The following is a 26,260-nucleotide window of genomic DNA, read 5'->3' on the forward strand; positions in this document are numbered from 1 at the left end:
ATGATCTCCAGCACCAGCGCCGACTTGCGCCGCGCCGTCCAACGCTTGATCTCTTCGTCCATCACTTGGCTCATCGGTGTCTCCTTCGGAAAGTAACACCTGAGCAGGAAATCAGTGGGTCATTACATTGGGGCTGTACGGCTCGGACGTCTGCAAGTGGCTGACCGATGCCGGCATCGCCTGCGTGCTCGTGAAGTATCGCGTGCCCAACACGGGCTGCAACTGGAATGCCACCACGAAGCAGCATGAGTCGCCGGCCATTCCGATGGCCCTGCAGGATGCGCAGCGCGCGATGTCCCTGGTCCGCTACAACGCCGAGGACTGGGGCATCGATCCGAATCGTATCGGCGTCATGGGATTCTCCGCCGGCGGCAACCTGGCCGTGCTGTCTAGCACGGGGTTCGTGTCGCGCAAGTACGCGCCGGCCGACGCCGCGGATCAGGTGAGCATTCGCCCCGACTTCGCGATTCCGGTCTATCCGGGACACATGACCATGGAGCACAAGAACCGGCGCCCCAAGGACTCGCCTGCGGCGCGGGAACTCAATACGGACATCGTCGTGTCCGCGGCCGTGCCGCCGACCCTGCTCATCCACGCGAAGTACGATCCGGTCGATCCAGTCGAGTATTCGGAGGTCTACGACAAGGCACTGCGCGAGGTCGGTGCGAACGTGACCTTGATCCGCTACGAGAACGGCGGGCACGCCTTCGGTGTGTGCCAGCAGGGAACCGATAGCGACCGATGGACGCGGGATGCGATGCGCTGGCTGGGTGACATCGGGATGCGGTGAGCAGCGATGGCGCCGGTCACGGTGCGCTCGGTACCCGTGCCAGGTGCCCATGTCACTTCGATCTGGGCTGGTCAGCCGAAGTCTGGAATGTTGGATCTGTCACAGTCCGATCGGATGCTGCCTTCCGGTGTGACCCAGATGAGCGAACGCGTCGCCTCGGCGAACTGGGTCGGGCGATGGCCAGGACCGCCAAGGCTGTGATCGCAGGCGTCAACGAGACGAACAGAGCCCGCTCCGCTGCTGTTCGCGACGGTTCCTGGCCGAGCCCCGGCCGGACAGGCTTGCGCTACGCGTTCATCCCCCGAACGCGCTCTTGAGCGCATTGACCAGCCCGCTGTTGTCGACCAGCCGGCGCATCACCACCTCGACGAACACGCCGAGCATCAGCAGGATGATCGCGGTCGCCAGCCAGGCCTTGATCGGCATCGTCAGCGCGAACACGTTGAGCTGCGGGGCGTAGCGGTTGACCAGGCCGAACGACAGGTCGATGACCAGCAGGATCACCATCGCGGGCGCGGCGAGCAGCAGCATCGCGGTCATCAGGTAACTGAACTGCCCGACGAACAACGCCATCCCGCTCATGCGGATGTCAGGGAAGAAGCTCATCACCGGCCACACCGTGTAGCTGGTCATCAGCAGGTCGAGGAACACCAGGAATGCGCCGCTGGCCATGAACAGCCAGGTCGCCAGCTGCGACAGGAATTCGCCGTGCAGCGAGGTCTGGTGGCCCTGGATCGGGTCGAAGATCTGCGCCATCGACATGCCGACCTGGGTGTCGATGATGTTGCCGGCCGAGCTGATTGCCCAGAACACGATGCCGTAGCAGAACCCGATCGAGATGCCGATGAAGGTCTCCTTGAGCACGATCGCCGACCAGTGCGCGGTGCCCGCCTGGTCGATCGGCGGGGCGCCGGCCAGCGCGATCGGGATCGCGACGATCGCCAGGCTGACCATGAAGCTGTTGCGCACCATGGCCGGCACCGTCTCGGTGGTCAGCAGCGGCAGCATCAGGAAGGCGCCGGCCACGCGCGGCAGGGTCAGCGCCAGCGCCAGCATCGGATTGGTGCCGAAGTCCATCAGCGCCGCGTCAGGCTGGGGAAGTCGAGGAAGATGCGGTCGGCGAACACGTACAGCGAGCCGCCGATCAGCGACGCGGTGACGAACAGCATGATCACCACGGTGAGGAACTTCAGCGCGTAGGGAAACGTCTGCTCCTGCAGCTGGGTGGCCGCCTGCAGGAACGCCACGACCAGGCCGACCAGCGCCGCGGCCGCGACCGGCGGGCCGGACAGCAGCAGCACCAGCCACAGTGCCTCCTTGGTGAACTCCAGTACGTCGCCCATCTAGGGTCTGCCGGCGCTGTCGGGACGGGTCACGTTGTCGTGTCCGGCGCCCGGGGGGTTGTGCGTGGCGCAGCGGCAGGCTGGCCGCCTGTCCAAGCCGCGCGCGGCCGCCCGGGCGCCGGACACGGCAATCCGGAGGGCCGTGTCTGGGCGCGCGCGATGCGGTGTCATCATTCGATTTCTTGTCGACATGAGCTTCCTCGTTCTTGCTTACTCGCACGCGCCCGGGCGCGGCGTGGCCTGTTCCGACAGCGTCTGCAGACCCTATGTGACTCCGTAGGTGAGCACGAGGCCGTGCACCAGCTTGGCCCAGCCGTCGATCAGCACGAACAGCAGCAGCTTGAACGGCAGCGACACCGTGGTCGGCGACAGCATCATCATGCCCAGCGCCAGCAGGATGTTGGCGACCACCAGGTCGATGATCAGGAACGGCAGGAAGATCAGGAAGCCGATCTGGAACGCGGCGGTCAGTTCGCTGACGGTGAACGCGGGCACGATGACGATGAAGTCGTCCGGGGTCATCGCCCCGCGGCGCTCGGGCGGCAGCATGCGCTGCACGCTGCGCAGGAAGAACGCGCGCTCGGCGTCGCTGGAGTGCTGGATCAGGAAGGTGCGCAGCGGTTCCTTGCCGGCGTCCATCATCGTCAGCATGCGGTTGGTGTCGAAGGTGCTGCTGCCGGACGGCGCCGGGGCCGGGGTCGACATGCCGGTGGTTTCCTCGGCGAGGCCGCGGACCTCCGGGGCGGCCGGCGCCTCGCGCGGATCGGCGCTCGAGCCGCCCTGGACCGCGCTGAACATCGGGTCCGGCGTCTCCGCCGCGGCGGCCCGCGCCGCGGCCTCGGCCTGCAGTCCCGCGGCGGCGGCCGGGCTGGTCGGCACCGGCGCATCGTCCTGCGCCGGCGCCGCGTCGGGGCGGACCGGGATCGCCCGGCCCTCGCGGATCGCCTGGCGCTCGGCGCGCGCGTCGATCTGCCGCTGTACCGCGGCCGGTGGCGGCCGGCCCTCGAGCCGGGCATTGACCGCATCCTGCACATCGAGGATCACCGGATACATGACGTAGATCGACAGCACGATCGCCAGCCCGTTGATGACCACGTTCGGCGGCACCTGCTGCAGGCCGAGCGCGTTGCGCAGCAGGCTCAGCACGACGACGATCTTGGTGAACGAGGTGACCATCACCGCGACGAACGGGGCCAGCGCCAGGCTGACCACCGTCACCAGGACGAGGGCGGGCGAGAAGGTGCTGAAATCCATGCGTCAGCTCCAGGACACCAGGCGGACGCCGAGGGTATCGCCGACGGCGACCAGTTCGCCGTGTCCGGCGACGCGGCCGTTGGTGCGGATCGTCACGTTGGCGCCTTCGAGCTGGGTCGGCAACGCGAACACGTACCCGGGCTGCAGGCCGGCGATCTCGCCCAGCGGCAGCTCGACGCCGCCGACGTCGAACTCCACCTGCACCGGCAGCTTGCTGGCCGGATCCTCGGCGGGTGCCGCGGGGGCGGTGTCGTCGACCGGTGCGTCGGAGGTGGTGTCCTGTTGCGTCATTGGGGGGGTCTCCAGGGAAGAGGGGGAAGCGGCATGGCGCGGGGCGGCGGCAGCGGGACCGTCGATGCGCCAGCCATCCGGACCGGACCGGACCGGCCAGCGCAGGCCGGCGGTCTCGGCGACCAGCGGCGGCAGGCGGGCGTTGCCGACCACGACCACGTCGCCGGGGCGCAGGCTGCGCAGGTCGGCCACGGTCAGCGGCGGCACCGTCAACGCGATCCTGACCTGCGCCGGCAGCTGCCGCCAGCGGCCGGGATCGGCCGGTGCCGGCGGGTCGGTGCGGGTCTGCAGCCGTGCCAGCCAGTCGCTCGGCAGGCGCAGGGTGCCGGCCAGTTCGCCGTCGTCGCCGTTGTCCGCGGTCAGCCGGAAGTCGAGCCAGACCACGTCGTCGCCCGCTGCGGCGTCGGCCTCGACCAGCGGCAGCAGCGCGGTGCCGAGCGCCTCGCCCAGGCGCACCAGCGTCGCCTCGTGGGCGAGGCTCCAGGCCAGAACGCGGGCGCGGCCGCGGTAGTCCTGCCAGTGCAGGGCGTCGCCGGCCACCGCGGCGGTGCCGGCGGTCAGCAACAGGCCGACGCGGCTGCCTTCGGCATCGAGTTCGATCACCGCGCTGTCGCCGGCCGGCGCACGGCCCGCGTGCAACTGCAGGGTGCCGCCGTCGGCCTTGCGCTGCCGCGCGCGGCCATGGAAGGCGCGCAGGGCGTCGGCCAGCGCCGGCGCCAGCGCCGGCAGGCGGCCGCGCAGCGGCGTTGCGGCCGGCGTTGCCGGGCCGGTCTTGCGCCGGGGCGCGCGCGGGGATTTGCGGGGTGCCGGGTCAGCCATGGCCGAGCGCGACCTTCATCAGTTCGGGCAGGGAGCGTACGCCGAGTTTGTTCATCATGTTGGCTCGATGCAGTTCAACGGTCTTGATGCTGATGCCGAGGATGTCGGCGATGATCTTGTTGGGCTTGCTGGCGACCACGAGGTCCAGCACCTGGCGCTCGCGCGGGCTCAGTTTCGCCAGCGCCGCGCCCTGCGGCGAGCCGGCCTGCTGGCGCTCGCGGGTCAGCGCGGTGCGGATCGCCTCGATCAGCGCCTCGTCGCCGAAGGGCTTTTCGAGGAAGTTCGACGCGCCCTTGCGCATCGCCTCGACCGCCAGCGGCACGTCGCCGTGCGCGGTGACGAAGATCAGCGGCAGGGTCGAGCCGCGGCGCAGCAGTTCCTCCTGCAGCTGCAGCCCGCTCATCTCCGGCATGCGGATGTCCGAGACCAGGCATTCGCCGTCGCCATGGCGGGTGTTGTCGAACACGATCAGGAACGCCGCGCCGGACGCGAACGCGCGGACCTCGAAGCCCGCGGTTTCCAGCAGCCACGCGGTCGAATCGCGGAAGCCGTCGTTGTCGTCGACCAGATACACGCAGGTGTCGGCCATGCGTCACATCCTCCTGTCGGGGCTGGGCAGGGTGAAGCCGAACACGCTGCCGCCGCCGTCGCGCGCTTCGAAGAACAGCCGGCCCTCGTGGTATTCGATGATCGACCGGCAGATCGCCAGGCCGATGCCGAGGCCGTCGGTCTTGGTGGTGTAGAACGGCGAGAACAGCTGCTCGCTCTGGGCCTGGCTCAGGCCCGGGCCGCGGTCGCAGACCCGGACCTCGATCTCGCCGTCCAGGTTGACCCGCGCCTCGATGCGCAGCCCGCGCTGCGCGGCCGCCACCTCGCGCATCGCCTCGATCGCGTTCTTGACCAGGTTCAGCAGCACCTGTTCGATCATCACCCGGTCGGCGTAGACCTGCGGCAGCTGCGGCGCCAGTGCCAGCTCGACGCGCAGCTGCTGGCGCTCGGCCTCGAGCCGCAAAAGCTCCAGCACCGTGTCGACGATGACCGGCAGGTCCTGTGCGTCGCGGCGCGGTTCGCGCGCGCGGACGAACTCGCGGACCCGGCCGATCACCGCGCTGGCGTGCTCGGCCTGGGTCCGCGCGGCCAGCAGCGCGCGCTCGACCTGCACCGGGCCACCGGCCTGGTCGACCAGGCGCAGGCTGCCGTTGAGATAGTTCACGATCGCCGCCAGCGGCTGGTTGAGTTCGTGGGCCAGGGTCGCGGCCATCTCGCCGACCGACATCAGCCGCGAGGTGAACAGCAGCTTCTCCTGCTGCGACTTGTGCGAGTCCAGCGCTTCGATGCGTTCGCTGATGTCGACGGCGGTCAGCAGCGACAGCGCGCGGCCGCCGCTGTCGAGCTCGCGCCAGTGCAGGGCGTACCAGCGGCCGCTGTCGGGCGCGCGGACTTCCTCGCCGCGGGCATCGCCGGTGGCATCGCCGTAGAGCGACGCCAGCAGCGCGTCGCGGTGCGCGTGGCCGGGAAGCGCGCCCAGGTCCTTGGCGAAGCGGGTATTGGCGGCGACCAGGGTGCCGGTGTCGCGCGCGAACGCGGCGCAGGCGAACGGCACCGCCTCGAGTACGTCCGCCAGCGGGGCATCGCCCGCGCCGGCGTCGGCGGGCTTGCGTCTGGCCGGGGCCGGACGCGTGGTCGCTGGCTTGCGGGACCCGGCCGCCGGGCTCATGCAGCCGCGCCGGCGGATGCAGGGGGCATGGCGACCGGCACGGCGGTCATGACCTTGCTGCTACCGTAACCGCGCACCAGCCCGGTGCCAGCCGAGCAGACCGAGATGACCCGCAGTGCCCGCATGCCCCGCCTCTTTCCAATGATGCTGGCCGCCGCCGCGTCGTTCAGCGCACCGCTGTGGGCGGCAACGACCGCGCCGGACGTCGTGCCCGCACCCGCCCGGGATTCGTTCGTCGGGGAAATGATCGCCATCGTGCTGCCTCTGGTCTTCATCATCGCTGGTCTGCTGTTGGTACTGCGGTTGCTGCGACGCCGCTACGGCCTGGTCGGCCGTGATTCGCCGCTGACGGTGTTGCAGATCCTTCCCGTGGGGCCGCGTGAGCGGGTGGTGCTGGTGCAGTCGCGTGCCGGACGGGTGTTCGCGATCGGGGTGGGCGCCCAATCCGTGACCTTCATCACGGATCTTGAATCCGATGACGTCGCACCGGGCCCGGAAGACCCCGCCGAACCCCCCGCCCGTTCATGGACCAATATGGGAGGCGGTCGTTAAGTCGTTGTGATGTATCGGTTTTTTTCGTCATCACGACAGATTCCCGGGCAGCACGCAGAAAGCTGGAACACGTTTGCAACCTTAGATTGACCGGAACATAACATCGCCGGATTATCGTAGAGTGACACAATGTGACGCACGAGGTCAGGGGCAGATGCGCCGAATGTTCTCTCTGCAGCGGGATGGGTCAATGCATGGCGCACTGCGTCATGCGATGACCGCCGTGCACGTGGGTGACGTCAGCCGCCTGTCCTGCGGGACGCCGGCGCGGCGTCGGGCGGGTGGCCGGTGAGGGCGCTGCTGGCGACATTGACCGGCGCGCCTGCCGGCGCCGCGCCCCGGGCCAAGCTGGGCTACAGCGACGTCGTCCTCGCGTTCGCCGCGGTCACGATCATCAGCGTGATGATCCTGCCGCTGCCGCTGGTGATCATCGACACCCTGGTCGCGGTCAACATCTCGATCGGCTTCGGCCTGTTGCTGCTGAGCCTGTACATCCCCAATCCGGTCGCCTTCTCCAGCTTCCCCAGCGTGCTGCTGCTGACCACGCTGTTCCGGCTGGCGATCTCGATCGCGATCACCCGCTCGATCCTGCTCAACGCCGAGGGCGGCCACATCGTCGAGACCTTCGGCTCGCTGGTCGCCGGCGGCAACCTCGTGGTCGGCATGGTGGTGTTCCTGATCATCACCGTGGTCCAGTTCATCGTCATCGCCAAGGGTGCCGAGCGCGTGGCCGAGGTCGCCGCCCGCTTCACCCTCGACGCGATGCCCGGCAAGCAGCTGTCGATCGACTCCGACCTGCGCGCCGGCCTGATCGACAAGGACGAGGCGCGCCGCAAGCGCCGCCTGCTGGAGACCGAGAGCCAGCTGCACGGCTCGCTCGACGGTGCGATGAAGTTCGTCAAGGGCGACGCCATCGCCGGCATCGTCATCATCCTGATCAACCTGCTCGGCGGCCTGGCGATCGGCGTGCTGCAGCGCGGCATGGAGCTGGGCGTCGCGGTGCGCACCTACAGCATCCTGACCATCGGCGACGGCCTGGTGTCGCAGATCCCGGCGATCCTGGCGACGATCGCCGCGGGCCTGGTGGTCACCCGCACCACCGGCGAGATCGATGACCGCCATCTCGGCGACGCCATCACCCGGCAGGTGTCGGACCAGCCGCGCGTGCTGCTGATCACCGGCATCCTCGCGCTGCTGATGACCCTGGTGCCGGGCTTCCCGTGGCCGGTGTTCCTGGTCCTCGGCCTCGGCATGCTGACCCTCAGCGCCTGGCGCTACCGGCACAAGTTCGAACTGCTGCGCCGCGCGTTCCGCGTCACCGAAGAGGAAGTGGTCGCCGACGCGCAGCAGCACGTCGTCAAGGACGACCTCGCGCCGCCGGCGCCGCTGCAGCTGCAGGTCTCGCCGCTGCTGGCGCAGTCCTTCGGCGCGCACAACCTCGAAGGCCGCATCGTCGAGACCGCGCAGCAGCTGCGCGAGGAATACGGCGTGCCGGTGCCGGTGCCGTCGTTGCGCATCGTGCCGACACTGGCCGAGGACGAGTATCGCGTCACCGCCTTCGGCGCGCGCATCGCCGCCGGCCGCCTGCGCAGCGACGGCTGGCTGCGGCCGCAGCCAGTGACCGCGCCGGGTGCCACGCGCCTGGCCGGCTTCTACCCGCCGGTGGTGGCGGGCACCTGGAGCGACACCCAGGAAGAAGGCGCGCAGGCGCCGCTCGATGTGCTGGCCGGACACGCCGGCGCGGCGATCCGGCGCCGGCTCGGCGGCTTCCTCGGCATCCAGGAAACCTCGAACCTGTTCGGGCGCATGCAGCGCGACTACCCGGACCTGGTCAAGGAGATGCTGCGCGTGGTCGCGCCGCAGCGCGTGGCCGACGTCCTGCGCCGGCTGTCGGAGGAAGGCGTGCCGATCCGCAACCTGCGCGACGCGTTCGAGGCGATCACCGACGTCGGTGGCCGCGAGAAGGACGTCGTGCTGCTGACCGAATACGTGCGCGTCGCACTCAAGCGCGAGATCGCCGACCGCTATTCAGACGACGAGCGCACGCTGCATGTACTGTTGATCCATCCCGAACTCGAAGACAAGCTGCGGCAATCGGTCCGTGTGGCGGGCGGTGCCAGCCAGCTTGCGATCTCCCCGGAACTGGCCGGGCGACTGGGCAACGAGGTGCGTGCGCACCTGGGCCGTCAGGCGTCGGGCGTCAAGCCGGTGCTGCTGTGCTCGCTGGATGTCCGGCGGCACCTGCGCAAGTTGATGGAGGTCGACTTCTTCGATCTGCCGGTGCTGTCCTACCAAGAGCTGGCGCCGGATCTGCGCATCGTCCAGGCGGGACAGATCAATGCGTGATCCACGTCCACGTCGTTTCATCATCCGGGACACCGGCCGTCGCGTCATCGCGCAGGCAGCGCGATCCGCGAAGGCGATGTCCAGCGAAGAGGGATTGCCATGACCCAACGCAACGACAACCCGTCCGACCGCCGCGCGCACAACGTGCTGCGCATCGTCGACGGCCTGCACGCCGGCGCCAATCGGGTGCTGGCCAGCGAGGAGATGATCCTGGTCGGCAGCGGCGAGGACTGCGACATCGTCCTTGCCGACGATGGCGTCGCCAACCACCACGCGCTGGTCACGCTGCTCGGCGGCCGCTTCATGGTGCGCGCGCTCGACGCGCCGCTGAAGATCGGCGGGCAGACGATCCAGCCGGGCGATCCAGTCGAGCTGACCGCGGTCCAGCAGATCGCGCTCGGCGACGCGGCGATCGCGTTCGGCCGCGAGGACGATCCGGACTGGGACAACTTCCTGACCGTGTTCGCCCCGGACGACGAATCCGAGCCGGCGCGCTCGGGCCTGATGCGCCGGCTGCCGCTGATCGCCGGCGTGGCCGCGTTGTCGCTGGCGTCGCTGGCGATCTTCGCCGCGGTGCTGCCCGATCCGCAGCCGCAGGCCGATTCGCGCGCCCGGCTGACCGCGCTGATGGACGAACACCGCATCACCGACTTCCAGGTCAAGGACGGCGCCAACGGCGTGCCGATGGTCGTGGGCACCGTCGACAGCGGCGCGGTGCTGCAGCGCGTGCGCGACCAGCTGGATGCCGAGGGCATCCGCGCGACGCTGGAGATGCGCACCGGCGAGAACATCGCCGGCGATGTCGCCGAGATCTTCCGCGCCCAGGGCATTCCGGTGCAGGCGCGCTACGTCGGCAACGGCGATGTCGAGGTCGTCGGCGACTTCAGCGACGGCAGCGAACTCGAGACCCTGGTGCGCTCGCGCGCGGTCAGCGAGATCCCGGGCGTGGCCCGCATCCTGCCGCGTACGCCGGCCGGCCGCGTCCCGCAGGGCGGCGGCGTGGAGGGCGTCCCGGCCGCCGCACCCGATCCCGTGCACATCGTCTCGATCGTGCGCGGCGACGACCCGCACCTGCTGGCCGCCGACGGCAGCCGTTACGTCGCCGGCGACGACGTGCCGGGCAAGGGCAGGCTGATCTCGATCGGCGAGTTCGCGCATGTCCTCGCCCCGTCCGGCGAATTGACCCGGATCATCCCCGGCCCGGTACCGGAGCCGGCCGATGCGCCCGCCGACGCGCTGGTCGCCGAGGTGCCGCCGGATGTCGACCCCGCCTTCGCCGGCGTCGTCGCCAGCGTCCGCGCCGGCGACGTCCCCCGCCACGACGACAGCCAGGCATCGGTTGCGGCGCCCGGATCCGCAATGCAGTAACCATCCTGCTTTCAGGTACAGCCGGCGAAACCGGCGCGTACCCCGCAGCACCGCAGTTCCAAAGCACGTCCCCCACGCAATCCCGCAAGGAGAACAGCATGACGAACATTTCCGTTGACACCATCGGCGACTTCATCGGCCGCGCCTCGATGCACAACGATTCCAGCCTCAACCGCACCGGCCGTTCCGGCGGGTCGAGCAGCTGGTACGAGGCGATGTCGCGCGCCTGGGGCCAGACGCTCGACGCGCAGGCCACCCGCATCACCGAACTGTCCGATGTCATCGGCCAGGGTGGCGACCAGCCGTCGAACGTCGTCGCGCTGACCGCCGAGAGCCTGCGCATGCAGTTCCTGTCCAACAACGCGTCGACCTCGCAGAACAGCGTCGGCCAGGCGCTCGAGACCCTGGGCCGCAAGCAGTAAGCACGCGTTTCCGCAGACAGCAAGGAGAACACCATGGTCGACGCGATCCAGGCTGCGGGCGTTGCCGCAGCGCAGGGCGGAGCGGCACCGGCAGCAAACCAGCCGGTGGCGGCCGCCTACGAAGTCCAGCAGTTCGCAGAGGCGATGAACCGGGCCAGCAATCCGGCCACCAACGCCGCGCAGGATGTCGCCAACGTCGGCCCCTCCGAGCCTTCGGAGGGCATGCGCATGCTGATGTCGGCGGTCAACAACCTCAACGGTGGCGCGGAGAGCATCAACTCGCTGGCCAAGTCCATGACCGCCAACGTCGGCGAGATGACGCCTGGCCAGGTCATGGAAATGACGATGAAGTCGCACCATTTCCTGTTCCAGTGCGAAATGACCTCGAACGTGGCCAACCGCACGTCCGATGGCATCCAGCAACTGTTCCGCCAGCAGTCCTAGCGAGGTGACAGGGATGCGCGAGGTGATCCGTGATCGTTGGGCCAGGGGCCTGCTCGTGTTGCTGGCGGCGCTGCTGCTGGCCGCATGCGGCGGCAAGACCGCGCTCTACAGTGCACTCGACGAACGCCAGGCCAATGAAATGATGGGCGCGCTGCTCGGCTCGGGCATCCAGGCCGAGAAGCGTCCTTCGCCGAGCAAGACCGGCTGGGAGGTCAGGGTCGCCACCGGCGACATCCCCAACGCGATGACGGTGCTCGAATCGCGCGGCCTGCCGCGCGAGCAGTTCCAGACCCTGGGCGACATCTTCAAGAAGGAAGGTTTCGCCTCGTCGGCGACCGAGGAACGCAGCCGCTACATCCATGGCCGCCAGCAGGAGATGGCCGAGACCATCACCCGGCTGATGCCCGGGGTCGCGCAGGCGCGCGTGCACCTGGCGCTGCCCGAGCGCGATCCGCTCGGCGGCTCCACCGGCAAGACCTCGGCCGCGGTGTTCATCCTCGAACAGCCGGGCGCACGGGTGCGCGACCGCGAGGCGGACATCAAGGTACTGATCAAGGACGGCGTCGAGGGCCTGACCGACATCAACCAGGTCTCGGTGAAGTTCGCGACGCTGCCGGCGTTGCCGGAGAACGCCAGCCAGGGCGGCACGACGATGGCGCTGTCGTCGGTCAGTCCGCTGGCGATCGGGCTGGCGGCGCTGGTGGTGGTGATCGCGGCGGTGCTGCTGGCCTTCGGCGGCCGTTTCAAGGCCCGTCGCGCGGCCGTTGCCGCCGGCGAAAAGGCACCGCCCAAGCTCTGGCAGGGCTGATCCGCCGATGTCGCTGCAGGCGCTGCTCGCGGAGGTGGACCCGGCCTGGTATGCGTCCGGGGCCGGCGCCGCCGATGCGGATGCCGAAGCGTTGCCGCCCGCGTTGCTGCAGCGTGCCCTGGGCAGCCGGCTGGGCCGGCGCCTGCTGGCCGGCGGACTGGCGGCCGGCCCTGCGGCCCACCTGCTCGCGCCCGCGCCGGGCGATGGATTCGCCGGCCTGATCGCGCGCTGGCCGCGCGCGCGGCTGACCGCGCTGCATCGCGACCTCGGTGCGCTGGCCTATGCGCCGGCGATCCGCGCGGAAATCGGTCGCGATGCGGTGCGCCGGCTCAAGCTCGCGCTCGGCAACAGCTATCTGCTGGCGCTCGACCGCACGGTCTGGGACGGCAAGGTCGAGGCGGCGACGCAGGCCCGGCTGGCCGATGCGCTGCGCGAGGTCATGGCCAGCGGCGACGACATCGCGCCGGCGCTGTTCCCGCTGCTCGAGCAGCAGGGGCGCGCCGAACTGCAGGCCTGGGCCGCGCGACGCGATACCGCGCTCGGCGACTGGGCGCGCCTGCTGCATCCACCGGCCGGGCTGCCGCCGGCGCATCTGCCGGAGAAGCCCGTGCTGGTGCTGCATACCCATCATCTCAGCCGCGTCATCACCGACTGAATCCACTCCTTCCCCTGCGTTCCCTCCCCCCCCATTTCCGAGCCGATCATGCCGACCCACGCCGCCACGCCTCCGTCCTCTCCGGCCGCCAGCCGACGCGGCGGTGCGGCGATGGTGTTCGAGCGGCGCCAGTTCCAGCGCGCGGTTGCCGGCAGCATCGTGCGCGCCCAGGAATGGCAGGCGCTGGGCGAGGTCGACGCCCTGCTGGCGAAGGTCAACGCGCTGTACGAGGAAGCCGGCGCGGAGATCGAGAAGGCCCGCGAGCAGGGTTATGCCGAGGGGTTTGCCGAGGGGCTGGACCGGGTCAAGCAGCAGATGACCGAGCAGCTGGCATCGCTCAACGAGCGGCGTGCCCGCGTGCTCGGCGACGCGGTCGGGCGTATCGGCGACCTGGCCTGCGCGATCGTCGCGCGGATCGCGCCGGACTTCGATGCCAGCAAAGTGGTGCCGCCGTTGGTGATGCGCGCGGTCGAATCGGCGCAGGCCGAGCAGTTCCTGCTGATCCGCGTGCATCCGTCCGCGCGCGACAGCGTCAACCAGGGCCTGGGCGCGGTGCGCCAGGCGCATCCGGGCGTCGGCGTCATCGAACTGGTCGACGACGAAAGCCTCGACCCGCTGAGCTGCGTGGTGGTGTCCGAAGCCGGCGAGGTACGCGCCGGCGTCAGCCAGCAGATCGAGGCCATCCGCGCCGCGCTCGCGCAGGCCAGCGGAGCGCCTGCATGAGCTCCGGCGCGAACCTGCTGTCACAGTTCGAGCTGCCGGCCAGCGCCCAGGTCGCGGCGCCCGATCCGCTGCTGCACGCGCTGGGCCAGGTGCAGGCGATCGAACGCGTCGGCCGGGTCAGCGAAGCCTACGGCACGCTGATCAAGGCGACCGGCCTGCGCGCCTCGATCGGCGAGCTGTGCCACCTGCGCAATCCGCCGGGCAGCGGCGACGCCGGCTTCGAGCTGGCGGCCGAGGTCGTCGGCGTGTCACGGCAGCACACCCTGCTGACGCCGCTGGGCGCGCTCGACGGCATCTCGGCGACCACCGAGGTCTATGCCAGTGGCCGCCAGGCCTCGGTGCAGGTCGGCGACGGCCTGCTGGGCCGCATCCTCGATGCGCATGGATCGACCATCGACGGCAAGGGACCGGTCGGGCCGACGGTCGATGCACCGATCTATGCCGCCTCGCCCAATCCGCTGACGCGGAGCCTGATCGACAAGCCGTTCTCGACCGGCGTGCGCGCGATCGACACGGTGATGACCGCCGGCGAGGGCCAGCGCATCGGCATCTTCGCCGTGGCCGGCGGCGGCAAGAGCACCCTGCTGGGCATGCTGGCGCGCGGCGGCGATGCCGACGTCAACGTCATCGTGCTGGTCGGCGAGCGCGGCCGCGAAGTCAACGAGTTCGTGTTCGACAACCTCGGTCCCGAGGGCCTGGCCAAGTCGGTGGTCGTGGTCGCGACGTCCGACCGTCCCGCGCTCGAGCGCAGCCGCGCGGCGTGGGTCGGCACGGCGGTCGCCGAATACTTCCGCGACCAGGGCAAGCGCGTGCTGCTGCTGGTCGACTCGGTGACGCGTTTCGCGCGCGCGCTGCGCGACGTCGGCCTGGCGATCGGCGAGCCGCCGGCGCGGCGCGGCTTCCCGCCATCGGTGTTCAGCGAGCTGCCGCGGCTGTTCGAGCGCGCCGGCAACAACGACAAGGGCTCGATCACCGCGTTCTACACCGTGCTGGCCGAGGACGAGGACGGCGGCGACCCGATCGTCGAGGAAGTGCGCTCGATCCTCGACGGCCACATCGTGCTCTCGCGCAAGCTCGCCGCCGCCTATCACTACCCGGCGATCGACGTGCTGACCAGTCTCAGCCGCACCATGCCGCGCGTCGTCGAGCAGCCGCACCTGCGCGCCGCCGGCCAGCTGCGCAAGTACTTGGCCAAGCACCAGGAGATCGAACTGCTGCTGCAGCTGGGCGAGTACAAGCGCGGCACCGATCCCGACGCCGATGTCGCGATCGAGAAGATCGGCCCGATCCGCGCCCTGCTGCAGCAGTCCGAGCATGAACTGGTGCCGTTCGAGACCTCGTCGGCCGCTTTGCGGAAGCTGTTTGGATGAAGCGCTATCCGCTGCAGACCCTGATCCAGCTGCGCGCGCACCGCACCGAGGCCGCGCGTATGGTGGTGCTGGAGAAGCAGCGCGCGGCGCAGGCCTGCCGCGACGCCTGCACGCGGATCGAGGGCGAGATCACCGGCCTGCAGGCCGAGCGCGCCGGCCATCGCGCGCGCCTGCTGGATCCGCCGCCGTCCGGCGTGCCGTGGCCGGCGGCGCTGTCCCAGCGCGAGGCGCATATCGACCTGCTGGCCGAACAGGTGGTCGCCGCGCAGCAGCGGCTGAGCAAGGCGCAGGAAACGTTGCGCCAGGCCGAGGCCGCGGTGCAGGAAGCCCGCGATGCGTTCTTCCGCGCCAAGGCGCGGCAGGACGCACTGGAGAAACGGCGCGAGGTCTGGCGCGGCGAACAGGCCAGCCTGGCCGCGCGGCAGGAAGAAGCGGTGACCGACGACCTGCTGCAGGCGCGCTTCATCGCGCGCCGGTGAGCGGCCGACGAACTGGAGGAGAGACGACGATGAGTGTGCAGCACAGTGATCCGATGTCGCGCCCGCCCGAGCAGGCGGCCCGCAATCGCCAGGCCGACCGCGAAAGCCGGTCCGAAGGGCGCGAGGCGCCCAAGCCGCAGAGCGTCGACCAGTTCCGTGCGTTGATGCAGCAGACGCGAGGGGAGGCCGGCCTGCCCGGACAGCAGCTCGAGCAGCCACTGCTGTCGGGCGAAGGCGATGCCGACGTGCTGCTCGCCGATCAGGCCAGCCGCCAGGAGGCGGCCAAGGCCCAGCAGTCGGCGAACCAGGTCGTCGACGGTCGCGTGCACCGCCAGCACCAGGACATCGGGCTCAACTCGCAGCAGGCGCCGCCGGCCGATGCCGCCGCGCTATTGCACGCGCAACTGGCGCTGCGCGATCCCGGCTTCGCCGCGCAGCCACAGCAGGCGCCGGTGCAGGCCAATCCCGGCCAGCTGATGGAGATGATGGAGCGACACGTGCGCCAGCTCGCGGTCAGCGATACCCGCAATGCCAGCGAGGACGGCCAGGTACTGCTGCGGATGTCGGATGCGACGCTGCCCGGCACCGACCTGCTGCTGTCGAAGACCGCGGACGGCTGGGTGCTGCGGGCCGACAGCCGCTCGCGCGAGAGCTTCGACGCCATCCGCGAGGCCGGTCCAGAACTGGCACGGCGTTTCGCCGAGCGCAATCTCGGCACCCTGACGCTCGATACGCATTTCAACGGCTGACGCGGCGCGATCCCGGCGCGTCGAACGGGTCAGCGGCTCGCGTCGTCGCGACCGCGCCGCCCGCGTGGCCGCAGGCCCGACCAGTCGCCGCGCTGCAGGCGGAAGCGCAGCGCCGGATTTCCGAACTGTTCGCCGGTGCCGGCATCGCGGAAGCCCAGCCGGTACAGCAACGGCGGCACCGAGCGGTTGTCAGGCGCGCACTGCGCGATCAATCGCGGCAACTCCAGGGTATCGAAGGCATGCGTGCACAATGCCGCGCCGCCCTCGATCGCGTATCCGCGTCCCCATGCACCTGGCAGTAGGCGCACCCCGATCGCCACGTCGCCCGCGTCTCCGCTTGGCGTCAGCGAAAACATGCCGATGAAACGGCCGCGGCGGTCGCGGGTATGCCACAGGCCCAGCCCCGGCCGCTCGCGGTAGAGCTTGTTGGCCCAGACCACCAGTCCCATCGCGTCGTCGACGTGGCGGATCGGGTCGTCGAGCAGCAGGCGCGTCACCCGCTCCTCGCGTCCGAGCTGCAGCAGATCCAGCGTATGGCGGAAGCCGAAGCCCGCGAGCTGCATGCGGCGGGTCTGCAGGAAGTCCGCGGCCGGATAGTCGCGTCCGTCCGCGGGCAGGTCGGCCTTCGAGAACGCGGGGCGGTCGTGCCCGCGATGGGTCGGATGTCGGTCCACCGGGCTGTCGTGCATGGCGTCGTTATACCGCGGAACCGTTGCGAACCACGACACAGTGCCGGCGTGACTAGGGCCAACCCTAGATGGGGTACGACCTAGCTGTCAGCGCGGGTACAGGATTGCAGACTGGCTCTGCAGTCGCGAGAGGTCGAAATCGATAGCCCGGATCCACTCGCGCGAGGATTTTCACTCTGGTTTCAATCCATTTCACTTTCAATCCCAGCAAAGAAGGAGTTCCATCATGTCCAGCGATATCTTCTCCGGTATTGGCTCCCTGATCGGCACCGCGCTTGGCGGTCCTCTCGGCGGGCTCGTCGGCAACTTCCTCGGCGATCTGATCGGCCAGGCGTTCAGCTCGGCGTTCGACAGCCTGTTCTCTTCGCTCGGCCTGCCACAGGGCGCGCAGGATGCGATCAGCCAGGGTTTTTCGGCTGGCTTCAGCTTCAACTTCGGTCTTGGCAGCAACTGAGTCATGTCCTTTGATCGCCAGACCCAACGTCAAGCCTGGATCGACGGGCTCGCGCAGTTGCGTGAGCAGGGGGCGATCACTGCCGATGACGAGACTACGCTGATCCGGCACATGGATGAACGGCTCGATGCCGTCCAGCAGGAGCTGACGGCGCTGGTACCCGAGTACCAGCGCCGTGTCGAAGCCGACGGCCAGGAAGCCGCGGATGCATGGATCGGCGAGCGTGCCCGCGAGATGGGGGAGCGGGAAGGCGCCGATGCGAGGCGGATGGTGGATTCACTGGCCGCGGTGCAGGCCACCGCCTAGGGCCTAGGGTCGCCCCCAGTTGCCATCTGCGGCTTGTCATCAAATACTCGAGGCGTACCTGTTTTGTTCGACCCGCGTGTCACGTCCAGCCAAGAGGCAAGGAATTCGATGTCCCAACTTCCGACCAGTTCGCAGAGCGCCGTCGCAGCAAGCTCCGACGTCGAGTCGCTTGTCCGGAAGGGAAAGGACGAGTTGCAGCGCCAGTTCGAGTCGTTTCTTGCCGGTGAGCAGGGGATGGATCCTGCCGAACGGCAGGAGATGGCCCGGTTGTTCAGTGAGTCGATGAGTGGCGTCTCTGGGCCGGCGGATGACTCTGGCGCCCCGTTCGACAGGAACGCATGGCGCAACACGGTCGAATCACTGCAGCAGGCCAGTGGCATGAGCGATGACGAAGCGGCACAGCTGATTCGATCACTCAACGATGCGCTCGACGCGTTCGAGTCGCGTGATTCCAAGCTCGTCATCGAATTTACCAGGCGGATTCAGACCGACGGCGAACAGAGTGCACTCGAGTGGTATCGCGCCCAGAAGGAAGCGAAACCCGCGAACTTCCCACTTCGTTCCGTGTGACCCGCCAATCCATATTCCCAACCTCACGTTCAGATCAATGGAGATTTCACTATGAGCATCCAAGGCAACGTCACTTTCAACTTCAGCTTTGCCGAGAACGTTCTGCAGGAACTGCAGAACAAGGCGCAGACCAGTGCAAAGAGCGGCAGCTGGCTGGTCCAGTTCGCGACTGTGATGGGTGAGATCGCGAACAAGATCTCCAACCAGATGATGGATAAGGCGGGAGAGATCGATACCGCTGCCGAGAATGAAGAGCCGGCAAACGAGTTGACTGCCGAACTTACCGCCTTGAGCCAGCTGTTCAAGATGCTGACCGAAGCGACGAACAACGTGATCAAGTCCGTCGGTGAGGGCAACAGCGCCCTGGCACGCAAGCAGTAAGCTTCGCAATGATGCCGCCGCCGTCGGCGGCGGCATCACATTCAGAGCCAAGGCACTGTTGTGCCTTGGCTTTTTTGTTTATGCAGGTTGGACCGCAGGCGGCTTTCGAAGGTTTGTTGAGGAAAGGAATATGACCACGTATCGCGGAATCCACATGGCGGCGCTGGGAATTGCGATCGCGCTGTCGTCGAACGCGTGCGGTAGCGACGGTGCATTCATCGACGCCTACGCTGGTGAGCCCTACCTGGGAAGCGTTCGCGTCGTGGTGACGGATGCTGGTGGCACCGTCATGCGTCGCCGTGGCGAGGGCAGTGCCCAGTTCGAAGCGACGGGACGAGGCCAGGCCCGTCTCGTCGTGTACGGCGCGATCGAGAACAAAGACGGCGACGCGGGTTTCGCGATCACGGGAGCCTATGGCCCGGATGGCTGGACCGCGGAAGAGGGAGGGGTCCGCCTGCACATCGGGCCTGACGGACGGATCCTCGGAGGCGGCGTGGTTGATGACAATCGCTATAGCTTCTCCGGGTCCGTATCACCCGGCCGGATGCGCCTGACGGTTGAGCTGACACCACAGGCGGCCGCCGCGCAACCGGCATCGGCGGCCAATGTCTTCACGTTCAACTACCGCCTTTCCCGGGATCGGCCCGAAGCTGCCATGGCGCAGCGCTCAGGTGATGGTGAAGGCAAGTGCCGCTCGATCCGCTATGAGATGCGGCCGGTCGCCAGCATAGGTGATGGAACGATGAGCATGCTGAGGGTGCCTGTGTGCCTGAAATAGGTATTGCGATACCCGCGTAACCGGTTGTGCCGCTCTGTCGGTCGAAGGGGCGCGCAAGCCGAGTACAGAAGACCGCGCCAATCCAATGTGTGGAGTGGCACGAACTTTCAGCGCAATGAAATCGACAAAGGAGTTTTCCGCCATGGTCCCATTACTTCCGCACCGTGTTCAGCTCAGCATATCCACCGTGACACGGACGATCCGGATGGTTACGTTGCTTTGTGTGCTGTCCCTGGCCGCGGGTGCCAGCGCCAGCGACGGCGACGCCGCCGTCCGCCGCGCGCTGCAGCAGGCGGTCTCGCAGCCGGCACCGGCCGAGGTGTCCGCCGACGCGGTGTCGACGCTGTCGTTCCGCCGCGACCCGGCCGTCAGTGCGCGCGTGCAGCGGGAGACGATCGAGGCCTTCGGGCGCGATCCGGCTCAGGTGGCCGACCTGGAGAAGATCATCGGATCCGGCCAGATGCTGCAGGAGTTCGACAAGATCCTGCGCCGCTACGGCTACGACCCGACCAATCTCGGCGATGTGCTGGCCGCGCACCTGCTGATTTCGTGGGAGGTGGTCAACGACCGCGACTCGCGGCGCTCGCTGGAGGGGCAGCGCGCGGTGCGCCGGCAGATCATCGGGCCGCTCGCGGCGGTGCCGCAGGTGGCGGCGATGTCGGATGCGGACAAGCAGGCGCAGGCCGAGCGCACCGCCTACCTGACGATGGTGTCGGCGCTGTCCTACCAAACGATGAAGCGGGACGGCAACCGGCAGGCGTTGTCCGCATTGTCGGCAGGGGTGCGCAGCGGCCTGCAGCGCAATGGCGTCGACCTGCAGCAGGTCGAACTGGGCCGCGGTGGCTTGACGCTGCGCTGAGGCCGGGCGTCCTGGCGCGGGGGATCGGGGTTGCCCCGAGCCGCGCGATCGTGGTCACCCTGCCGGCGCGTGCGTTCGCGCAATGGGCATGTTCACGCGGGATTGGATCAGGCGGGCGGCTTTCCTGCCGTGCTGCCTGTGCGCGGTGCCGCGTGCGGGGCGAGGATGTGGCGTCCCAGCCACCATGCGCCAACGGCGGCGACCAGTCCGGCCAGCGCGAACTCGCCGGTCCAGCGGCGCATCGCCGGTGCCGCCGGAATGTCGCCGAAACTGAGCAGGAAGCTCACCAACACCAGCCCGAGGCAGCCGTAGGCGACGATCGCCAGGGTCCAGAACAGCCACTGGAACGCGCGGGTGATCTCGTTGGGCGTATCGTCGCGCGGACGGACGAGATGCGGCCGGCCATGGGCGAAGGCCACCAGCCATTCGCCGAGCTGCTGTGCGCCGACCTTGATGCGGTTGCGGCGCCGCAGTTCGGGACCCTCCGCGGTATAGACGCCGACCATCGGCAGTTCGGCGCGTGACGGGCCGCCCTTCTCGCCGGCGACCGGCGCGGTGGACTGCGTGTTGCCTGCGATCTGGGTATTGCCGGCGACTTGTTGCCCGGCCGGCGTCTGCGCGATGGTGGTCGCGACCGGCACCGCGGCCAGCAGCGTCGCGCCCTGCGGGGCGTTCGGTACTGCCGCCTGGGTGGCCGGTGCCTGCATCGGGACGGCGCCGCGGTCGGCAGCCTGGGTGCCGGCGGGCACGAACCCGGCGTCTGCACGCTGGGGCTGCGCTGCGGTCTGCATCGGCATGGCGGTCGGGCCAGGCTGCACTTGGGCTGCCGCCTGCTGCGCGGGTCCCGTCGGCACGGGCGACGAAGCCTGCGGAAGTGGCGCCTGCGGGGCGGCGGTGGTTGCCGGCGCCGCCTGTGCCTGTCCCTGCGGCCCCTGCAGTACCGTGGCCGGGGATTGCGGCGGTACCGCGGTCGATGCCGTGTTCGCTGCGTTGTGCGCAGCACCGGCGCCGGGCGCAGCGAGCATGCTGCCGGGAACCGTCGAGGCCGGTGCCGGTACCGCGTTGACGGCATTGCCCAGTGTATTCGCAGGCGACACCGCTGGCGGCACAGGGCCGCCATTGAGCAGGGCCCGTACGGGGGCAAGCACCGCGTTGGCCAGGTTGCCGAGCGTCTGCGTTGGCGCGGCCGGGCTGTTGGTGGCGCCCGGCGTCGTCGGCGTGGGCATGGCCGGGGGCTGCGTCCCGCCCGGGCGCAACGCACCCAGTACCGCGTTGATCGTGTTGCCGACGATGTTGCCGGGGCCGGTCTGCGGTCCGCCCGCGCCCGGCCCGTGCGCCGTCGGAAGTCCGCCGTGTGCCGCGTGCTGGCCACCGGCGGAAAACGGCAGGGTGGGAGGCGAGGGGATGACGTGCCCGGATGGCGTGGTGAAGCCGGCGCCGTTGCCGTGCCCGGCATGCGGTCCGCCCATGCCCGGCCCGTGTGCCGCCAGGTGTCCGCCATGCGTCGCGTGCTGGCCGCCGCCGGGGAGCGGGATGCCGGGCGGCGCCGGGATGAAGACGCCCGATGGCGTGGTGAAGCCGGGAGCGGTGCCCTGGCCGGCACCGTTGGCGGGTGCCGGCATGCCGTTGCCCGCAGGTGCGGGCGTGGCATTGCCGCCGCCGGGGCGGGCGGCCGGGGTCGGACTGTTGAACCCCGGCAGCCCGCGTTGCAGGGCCTGCATCGGCGCGTTCTGCATGAAATCGCCAAAGCCGCTGCGCAGCGCCTGGTGCAACTGGCCAAGCCCGCCACCGCCGGAACGCGGCAGCAGCGACGACAGGCTAGGCAGCCCAAGCTTTTCGGCGAGAAACGACACGCGGGAGGCCTCCGGGGGAAGGAGCCGGCCTGACCAGCAGTGGATGGGGCGTCGACGCTACGAGCCTAGGCGCCGGGCGGGCAATCCACACCCTAGGGTCGACCCTAGGTCGACGCGTTCTGGGACCCAGGTCTGACGATGCTGTGACCGCGATCGACAGCTCCGCGACGTGCAGGGTGCCGCGACGACGGCGCACCATGCGGCATCGCCGGGGCTGGCAGGCGCGGGAACAACCCATACCGCCCGGCCCCCTTTCGGGGCGGCAGCCTGCACGGACATGAAGGGATGCCATGCAGGTGAAGCACGTCCGTCGCTGCGCCCGGGACGACGGCAGGCCACCTGCCGGCTGCTTTCCGGATGCGCGCTTGCCTGCCCCGAGGTGCAGTCCGTCCGAGGGATCAATCCGCCAGCTGCAGCGCCTCGCGCTTGGCGGCGCGGCGCGCCTCGCGCGGCTGGTCCCAGGCATTGTTGAACTGGGCCGGTTCCCAGCCGCCGTAGGTCGGGTTGGCCAGCATCCACCAGCGCTCGCCGAACCAGTCGCCATACTCGTCGAGCAGCGCTTCACGGGCGTCGCTGGTGTTGGCGATCACCTCGACGAAGTCGCCCAACTGGTCGCCGAACTGCATCAGCACCCGGTAGTCGCGTCCCGCCAGGCGTCGCCGGCAGTTCTTCTCGGTGCCGTTCTGCTCGCAGCCTTCGACGTGGGTGCCGAGGCCGAGGAACACGCTGTCGTCCTTCACCGGCAGGCCTTCGGCGCGCAGGTTGGCCAGCGTCGCCTCCTGCAGGTGCTGGGCGCGGTTGGACAGGTACAGGATGGTCACGCCCTTCTCCTCGGCGGCGCGGGCGAAGTCCAGCACGCCGGGCACCGGCCGGGCCTTCTTCTCGGCGACCCATTCCGCCCAGGTCACCTCGTTGTATTCCAGCCCGTTCTGGACCAGGCGCGCCTGGTAGGGCGAGTTGTCGAGCACGGTCTCGTCGATGTCCATGATCACCGCGGGCGGCAGCGCGCTGGCGTCGCCTGCGGCCTCGCGCTCCTCGGGCACCAGCGCGTCCCAGTTCCTTTCGGCCAGGGCGGCGTCGAGGTGGTCGGCGGCGGCGCGGAAGATCGACAGGCTGTTGGCGCGGTATTCCTCGGAGCGCTGCATCCACAGCACCGCGTTGAGGTTGTCGTCGGCGCTGCCGGGATCGGGCGTGGCCGGCTGGGTCGCGGCGGGCGGCCCGGGTACCGCGTCGGTGCCGATGGCGTCGTCTGTTGGCGTGGGCTTGCAGCCGGCGAGCAGCAGGGCGGCGGCGAGCAGGGAAACAGCGGGCGGCATCAGGCGCATGGCGGGTCCGTCTTCATCGATGAACCGGCGAGTTTAACCAAGCCGTCCGGCGCGGGCATGACAGCGCGGGATACGCAGCGCATGCTACCGGCCGTTTCACTGCCGGGATGCTCCGATGACCGACGCTCCGATGACCGATGCCCCAGCCTGGCCCGTACTGACCGCCGCCGAGGCGCGCGTGCTCGGCTGCCTGATCGAGAAACAGGCGACCACGCCCGATGTCTATCCGTTGACGGTCAACGCCGCGCAGTCGGCCGCCAACCAGAAGACCGCGCGCGATCCGGTGATGGCGCTGTCGACCGGCGACACCGGTCACGCGTTGCGCCAGCTCGAAGGCCACCGCCTGGTGCGGCAGTCGTTCTCCTCGCGGGCCGAGCGCTACGAACACCTGGTGCCCGGCGCGCTCGACATCCCGTCGCCGCAGGTCGCACTGCTGGGCCTGCTGCTGTTGCGTGGCGCACAGACCGTGCATGAACTCCTGGCACGCAGCGAGCGGCTGCACGCCTTCGCCGATGCCGACGACGTGCGCCACCACCTCGAGCGGCTGGAGGGCCGGGCGCTCGTCGTGCGGATCCCGCGCGGGCCGGGCCAGCGCGAGGACCGCTATGCGCACCTGTTGTCGGGACCGGTGGATGTGGCGGCGATCGCGGCCCGTACGGCATCGACGACGGCAGGCGCAGGCACGGATTCCGCGCTCGAGGCCCGGGTCGAGGCACTGGAGGCCGAACTGGCCGCACTGCGCGGGACCGTCGAGGCGCTGGCGGCACGTCTGGCGTAGGGCGCGACTCGGCCCGCCGATCGTCGACTTATCCCGGGTTCGGTGCATTGGCGGTCGAGACCCACCCGACGATCCTCAGCTCTCCAGCAGCGCCTTGATCGCGGCGAAGCCATGGTCGGCGCGCTCGCGCTTGCGCGCGGCGTCGGCCACCGGGTCGGCGCCGTCGCGCTGGATCTCCGCGGCCGGCAGTTCGTCGAAGAACCGGCTCGGCTTGAGCCGCAGGCGCTCGCCCCAGCGCTGGGTCTCGCGCGGCCAGCTGAGCCACAGCTGTTCCTTGGCGCGGGTGATGCCGACGTACAGCAGCCGCCGTTCCTCGTCGATGCGGCCCTCGTCGATGCTCGACTCGTGCGGCAGGGTGTTGTCGTCCATGCCGACGATGAACACGTAGCGGAACTCCAGCCCCTTGGCCGCGTGCATGCTCATCAGCCGCACCTGGTTGCCGGCCTCGCCCTTGTCGGCATGGGTCAGCAGCGCCAGCTGCGCGGCCAGCTCGGCCGGGCCGGCGCCGCGCGCCTGGCCCTGGCCGGTGTGCTCGAACCACGACGCCAGTTCGTCGAGGTTGCCGCGGCGGATGCGGAACAGTTCCTCGGTCTTGCACTGGGCGCGCACCGCGGCCAGCAGGCCGGAGCGCTCGTTGAGCCGGCGCACCAAGTCCCCGGGCGGCAGCTGCCGCGACTCGGCGCGCAGGCCGCGCAGGATGTCGCCGAACTCGCCCAGCGCATTGGCCGCGCGCGGCTGCAGCTGCTTGAGCACGCTTATCGATTCGATCGCGCGCGACATCGGCATGCCAGCGCCGCGCGCCAGCTCGGCCAGCTTCGCCAGCGTGGTCGCGCCGACGCCGCGGCTCGGCGACTGGACCGCGCGCAGGAACGCCGAATCGTCGTCGGGATTGACGATCACCCGCAGCCACGATAGCGCGTCCTTGACCTCGCCGCGCTCCAGGAACGCGGTGCCGCCGCTGAGGTGGTAGGGCACGCGCAGCAGCTGCAGCGCCTTCTCCAACGGCCGCGACAGGTGGTTGCTGCGGAACAGGATGCAGAACTCGCTCCACTCGACCTTGCGCGCCGACTGCAGGAAGTGGATCTCGCCGGCGACGCGCTCGGCCTCGTGCGCGCTGTCCCTGCATTCCCAGATGCGCAGGCGCTCGCCGTCGGCCTGCGCGCTCCACAGCGTCTTGGGATGTTCGTGCGGGTTGTGGGCGATCAGCGCGTTGGCCGCGCGCAGCACGCGGTTGCTGCAGCGGTAGTTCTGCTCCAGCTTGACGATCTTCAGCGCCGGGTAGTCCCTGCCCAGCTGCAGCAGGTTCTCCGGGTTGGCGCCGCGCCAGGCGTAGATGCTTTGGTCGTCGTCGCCGACGCAGGTGAAGTTGCCCTTCGGGCCGGCGATCGCCTTGAGCAGGCGGTACTGGGCGTCGTTGGTGTCCTGGCATTCGTCGACCAGCAGGTAGCCGATGCGCTCGCGCCAGCCCAGGACGGCTTCCGGGTCGGATTCGAGCAACTGCACCGGCAGCCGGATCAGGTCGTCGAAGTCGACCGCGTTGAACGCCGCCAGCCGCGCCTGGTATTTCGCGTACAGCGCCGCGGCCTCGAACTCGCGCGCGCTGACCGCAAGCGCATGCGCCTGTTCCGGCGACAGGCCGGCGTTCTTGGCCCGCGACACCAGGCCCTGCATCTGCTGGATCACGTCGGGCTTGGCGCCCGGCAGCAGGTCCTTGATCTGCGCGGTGGCGTCGTCGGCATCGAAGATCGAGAAGCCGCGGCGCAGGCCGAGACGCTCGTGTTCGATCTGCAGCATCTTCAGGCCCAGCGCGTGGAAGGTGCAGATCGTCAGCCCCTCGGCCGCGTCGCCGCGCAGCCGCTTGGCGATGCGCTCGCGCATCTCCTTGGCCGACTTGTTGGTGAAGGTGATCGCCGCGATGCGTTTGGCCGGATAGCGGCCCGACTGGATCAGGTGCGCGATCTTCTCGACGATCACGCGGGTCTTGCCGCTGCCGGCGCCGGCGAGCACCAGCAGCGGGCCTTCGACATGGCCGAGGGCCGCGGCTTGTTGGGGGTTGAGACCGTGCATCCAGGCGTTGGGCAGTCGTGCAGGGCGGCCCATTGTCGCCGATGGCGGCGGGGCTGCCGAGCCCCGGACG

General features: G+C 69.5%; 29 protein-coding genes and 2 pseudogenes. 19 read left to right on the top strand and 12 right to left on the bottom strand.

Going from position 1 to position 26,260, the window contains the following annotated elements; genetic code table 11:
* Positions 1-74: pseudogene (locus LDO26_RS18245) on the bottom strand (DUF1153 domain-containing protein); the annotation flags it as partial.
* A gap of 53 nt (positions 75-127) precedes the next feature.
* Between LDO26_RS18245 and LDO26_RS14690 the strand changes: the two are divergent.
* Complete coding sequence (locus tag LDO26_RS14690) at positions 128-790, top strand: alpha/beta hydrolase (protein ID WP_232131846.1); 663 nt, start codon at positions 128-130, stop codon at positions 788-790.
* A gap of 294 nt (positions 791-1,084) precedes the next feature.
* Here LDO26_RS14690 and sctT read toward each other — a convergent pair whose 3' ends face one another.
* From sctT to LDO26_RS14725, 7 genes and pseudogenes are all read right to left on the bottom strand, one after another.
* The gene (gene sctT / locus LDO26_RS14695; RefSeq protein WP_232131847.1) at positions 1,085-1,867 is read right to left on the bottom strand and encodes a type III secretion system export apparatus subunit SctT; all 783 of its coding nucleotides are present in this window, start codon (positions 1,865-1,867) and stop codon (positions 1,085-1,087) included.
* On the bottom strand, positions 1,867-2,133 hold the full coding sequence (gene sctS / locus LDO26_RS14700) for a type III secretion system export apparatus subunit SctS (RefSeq protein WP_232131848.1): 267 nt from the start codon (positions 2,131-2,133) through the stop codon (positions 1,867-1,869). Before sctS ends, sctT begins: the two co-directional genes overlap by 1 nt.
* Before the next feature lie 264 nt (positions 2,134-2,397).
* Complete coding sequence (locus tag LDO26_RS18315; RefSeq protein ID WP_435594104.1) at positions 2,398-2,931, bottom strand: EscR/YscR/HrcR family type III secretion system export apparatus protein; 534 nt, start codon at positions 2,929-2,931, stop codon at positions 2,398-2,400.
* A 222-nt stretch (positions 2,932-3,153) separates the two neighbouring features.
* Positions 3,154-3,387: pseudogene (locus LDO26_RS18320) on the bottom strand (hypothetical protein); the annotation flags it as partial.
* Positions 3,388-3,390: 3 nt separating this feature from the next.
* The gene (sctQ, locus tag LDO26_RS14715; protein WP_232131849.1) at positions 3,391-4,497 is read right to left on the bottom strand and encodes a type III secretion system cytoplasmic ring protein SctQ; all 1,107 of its coding nucleotides are present in this window, start codon (positions 4,495-4,497) and stop codon (positions 3,391-3,393) included.
* Positions 4,490-5,086, bottom strand: coding sequence for a response regulator transcription factor (locus tag LDO26_RS14720; RefSeq protein WP_232131850.1), 597 nt, complete (start codon positions 5,084-5,086; stop codon positions 4,490-4,492). The genes sctQ and LDO26_RS14720 overlap by 8 nt, the downstream gene beginning before the upstream one ends.
* A gap of 3 nt (positions 5,087-5,089) precedes the next feature.
* Positions 5,090-6,214 (bottom strand): sensor histidine kinase, encoded by a 1,125-nt coding sequence (locus LDO26_RS14725; RefSeq protein ID WP_232131851.1) that lies wholly within the window; start codon positions 6,212-6,214, stop codon positions 5,090-5,092.
* A 105-nt stretch (positions 6,215-6,319) separates the two neighbouring features.
* Between LDO26_RS14725 and LDO26_RS14730 the strand changes: the two genes are divergently transcribed.
* The 11 genes from LDO26_RS14730 to LDO26_RS14780 all read left to right on the top strand — a co-directional run bounded on the left by LDO26_RS14730 (position 6,320) and on the right by LDO26_RS14780 (position 16,130).
* On the top strand, positions 6,320-6,766 hold the full coding sequence (locus tag LDO26_RS14730) for a flagellar biosynthetic protein FliO (protein WP_232131852.1): 447 nt from the start codon (positions 6,320-6,322) through the stop codon (positions 6,764-6,766).
* A gap of 288 nt (positions 6,767-7,054) precedes the next feature.
* Entirely contained in the window at positions 7,055-9,112 is a 2,058-nt protein-coding gene (sctV, locus tag LDO26_RS14735; protein ID WP_232131853.1) for a type III secretion system export apparatus subunit SctV, read from the top strand.
* 99 nt (positions 9,113-9,211) lie between these two features.
* Positions 9,212-10,480: an FHA domain-containing protein gene (locus LDO26_RS14740; protein WP_232131854.1), complete on the top strand. Its 1,269-nt coding sequence runs from the start codon at positions 9,212-9,214 to the stop codon at positions 10,478-10,480.
* 98 nt (positions 10,481-10,578) lie between these two features.
* Positions 10,579-10,902 (top strand): hypothetical protein, encoded by a 324-nt coding sequence (locus LDO26_RS14745; RefSeq protein WP_232131855.1) that lies wholly within the window; start codon positions 10,579-10,581, stop codon positions 10,900-10,902.
* A gap of 33 nt (positions 10,903-10,935) precedes the next feature.
* Positions 10,936-11,346 (top strand): EscF/YscF/HrpA family type III secretion system needle major subunit, encoded by a 411-nt coding sequence (locus LDO26_RS14750; protein WP_232131856.1) that lies wholly within the window; start codon positions 10,936-10,938, stop codon positions 11,344-11,346.
* A gap of 22 nt (positions 11,347-11,368) precedes the next feature.
* On the top strand, positions 11,369-12,154 hold the full coding sequence (locus tag LDO26_RS14755) for a hypothetical protein (protein WP_232131857.1): 786 nt from the start codon (positions 11,369-11,371) through the stop codon (positions 12,152-12,154).
* A 7-nt stretch (positions 12,155-12,161) separates the two neighbouring features.
* The gene (locus tag LDO26_RS14760; RefSeq protein WP_232131858.1) at positions 12,162-12,809 is read left to right on the top strand and encodes a hypothetical protein; all 648 of its coding nucleotides are present in this window, start codon (positions 12,162-12,164) and stop codon (positions 12,807-12,809) included.
* Positions 12,810-12,857: 48 nt separating this feature from the next.
* Entirely contained in the window at positions 12,858-13,532 is a 675-nt protein-coding gene (locus LDO26_RS14765; RefSeq protein ID WP_232131859.1) for a FliH/SctL family protein, read from the top strand.
* Complete coding sequence (locus tag LDO26_RS14770; protein WP_232131860.1) at positions 13,529-14,902, top strand: FliI/YscN family ATPase; 1,374 nt, start codon at positions 13,529-13,531, stop codon at positions 14,900-14,902. The genes LDO26_RS14765 and LDO26_RS14770 overlap by 4 nt, the downstream gene beginning before the upstream one ends.
* On the top strand, positions 14,899-15,381 hold the full coding sequence (locus tag LDO26_RS14775; protein WP_232131861.1) for a flagellar FliJ family protein: 483 nt from the start codon (positions 14,899-14,901) through the stop codon (positions 15,379-15,381). Before LDO26_RS14770 ends, LDO26_RS14775 begins: the two co-directional genes overlap by 4 nt.
* Positions 15,382-15,410: 29 nt before the next feature.
* Complete coding sequence (locus LDO26_RS14780; protein WP_232131862.1) at positions 15,411-16,130, top strand: hypothetical protein; 720 nt, start codon at positions 15,411-15,413, stop codon at positions 16,128-16,130.
* Positions 16,131-16,159: 29 nt separating this feature from the next.
* Here LDO26_RS14780 and LDO26_RS14785 read toward each other — a convergent pair whose 3' ends face one another.
* Positions 16,160-16,804 (bottom strand): GNAT family N-acetyltransferase, encoded by a 645-nt coding sequence (locus LDO26_RS14785; protein ID WP_232131863.1) that lies wholly within the window; start codon positions 16,802-16,804, stop codon positions 16,160-16,162.
* A gap of 241 nt (positions 16,805-17,045) precedes the next feature.
* Between LDO26_RS14785 and LDO26_RS14790 the strand changes: the two genes are divergently transcribed.
* The 6 genes from LDO26_RS14790 to LDO26_RS14815 all read left to right on the top strand — a co-directional run bounded on the left by LDO26_RS14790 (position 17,046) and on the right by LDO26_RS14815 (position 20,167).
* Complete coding sequence (locus LDO26_RS14790) at positions 17,046-17,273, top strand: hypothetical protein (protein WP_232131864.1); 228 nt, start codon at positions 17,046-17,048, stop codon at positions 17,271-17,273.
* A 3-nt stretch (positions 17,274-17,276) separates the two neighbouring features.
* Complete coding sequence (locus LDO26_RS14795; protein WP_232131865.1) at positions 17,277-17,579, top strand: hypothetical protein; 303 nt, start codon at positions 17,277-17,279, stop codon at positions 17,577-17,579.
* Between the two features lie 108 nt (positions 17,580-17,687).
* The gene (locus tag LDO26_RS14800) at positions 17,688-18,149 is read left to right on the top strand and encodes an ANP1/MMN9/VAN1 family protein (RefSeq protein ID WP_232131866.1); all 462 of its coding nucleotides are present in this window, start codon (positions 17,688-17,690) and stop codon (positions 18,147-18,149) included.
* A gap of 51 nt (positions 18,150-18,200) precedes the next feature.
* Positions 18,201-18,530 (top strand): hypothetical protein, encoded by a 330-nt coding sequence (locus LDO26_RS14805; protein ID WP_232131867.1) that lies wholly within the window; start codon positions 18,201-18,203, stop codon positions 18,528-18,530.
* A gap of 130 nt (positions 18,531-18,660) precedes the next feature.
* Entirely contained in the window at positions 18,661-19,308 is a 648-nt protein-coding gene (locus LDO26_RS14810; protein ID WP_232131868.1) for a hypothetical protein, read from the top strand.
* Between the two features lie 187 nt (positions 19,309-19,495).
* Entirely contained in the window at positions 19,496-20,167 is a 672-nt protein-coding gene (locus LDO26_RS14815) for a DUF6683 family protein (protein WP_232131869.1), read from the top strand.
* A 107-nt stretch (positions 20,168-20,274) separates the two neighbouring features.
* Here LDO26_RS14815 and LDO26_RS14820 read toward each other — a convergent pair whose 3' ends face one another.
* Positions 20,275-22,020 carry a hypothetical protein gene (locus LDO26_RS14820; protein ID WP_232131870.1) on the bottom strand — a complete coding sequence of 582 codons (1,746 nt, stop codon included), beginning with the start codon at positions 22,018-22,020 and terminating at the stop codon, positions 20,275-20,277.
* A gap of 398 nt (positions 22,021-22,418) precedes the next feature.
* The gene (locus tag LDO26_RS14825; RefSeq protein WP_435594103.1) at positions 22,419-23,345 is read right to left on the bottom strand and encodes a 5'-nucleotidase, lipoprotein e(P4) family; all 927 of its coding nucleotides are present in this window, start codon (positions 23,343-23,345) and stop codon (positions 22,419-22,421) included.
* 130 nt (positions 23,346-23,475) lie between these two features.
* Here LDO26_RS14825 and LDO26_RS14830 point away from each other — a divergent pair, with 130 nt between their 5' ends.
* Complete coding sequence (locus tag LDO26_RS14830) at positions 23,476-24,123, top strand: YceH family protein (protein ID WP_232131913.1); 648 nt, start codon at positions 23,476-23,478, stop codon at positions 24,121-24,123.
* Between the two features lie 75 nt (positions 24,124-24,198).
* Here the strand turns inward: LDO26_RS14830 and LDO26_RS14835 are convergent, their stop codons facing one another.
* Positions 24,199-26,190: a UvrD-helicase domain-containing protein gene (locus LDO26_RS14835; RefSeq protein ID WP_232131871.1), complete on the bottom strand. Its 1,992-nt coding sequence runs from the start codon at positions 26,188-26,190 to the stop codon at positions 24,199-24,201.
* Positions 26,191-26,260 lie beyond the last annotated feature (70 nt).

It is taken from the genome of Proluteimonas luteida (assembly GCF_021191695.1).
GTDB classification, from domain to species: Bacteria; Pseudomonadota; Gammaproteobacteria; order Xanthomonadales; family Xanthomonadaceae; genus Luteimonas; species Luteimonas luteida.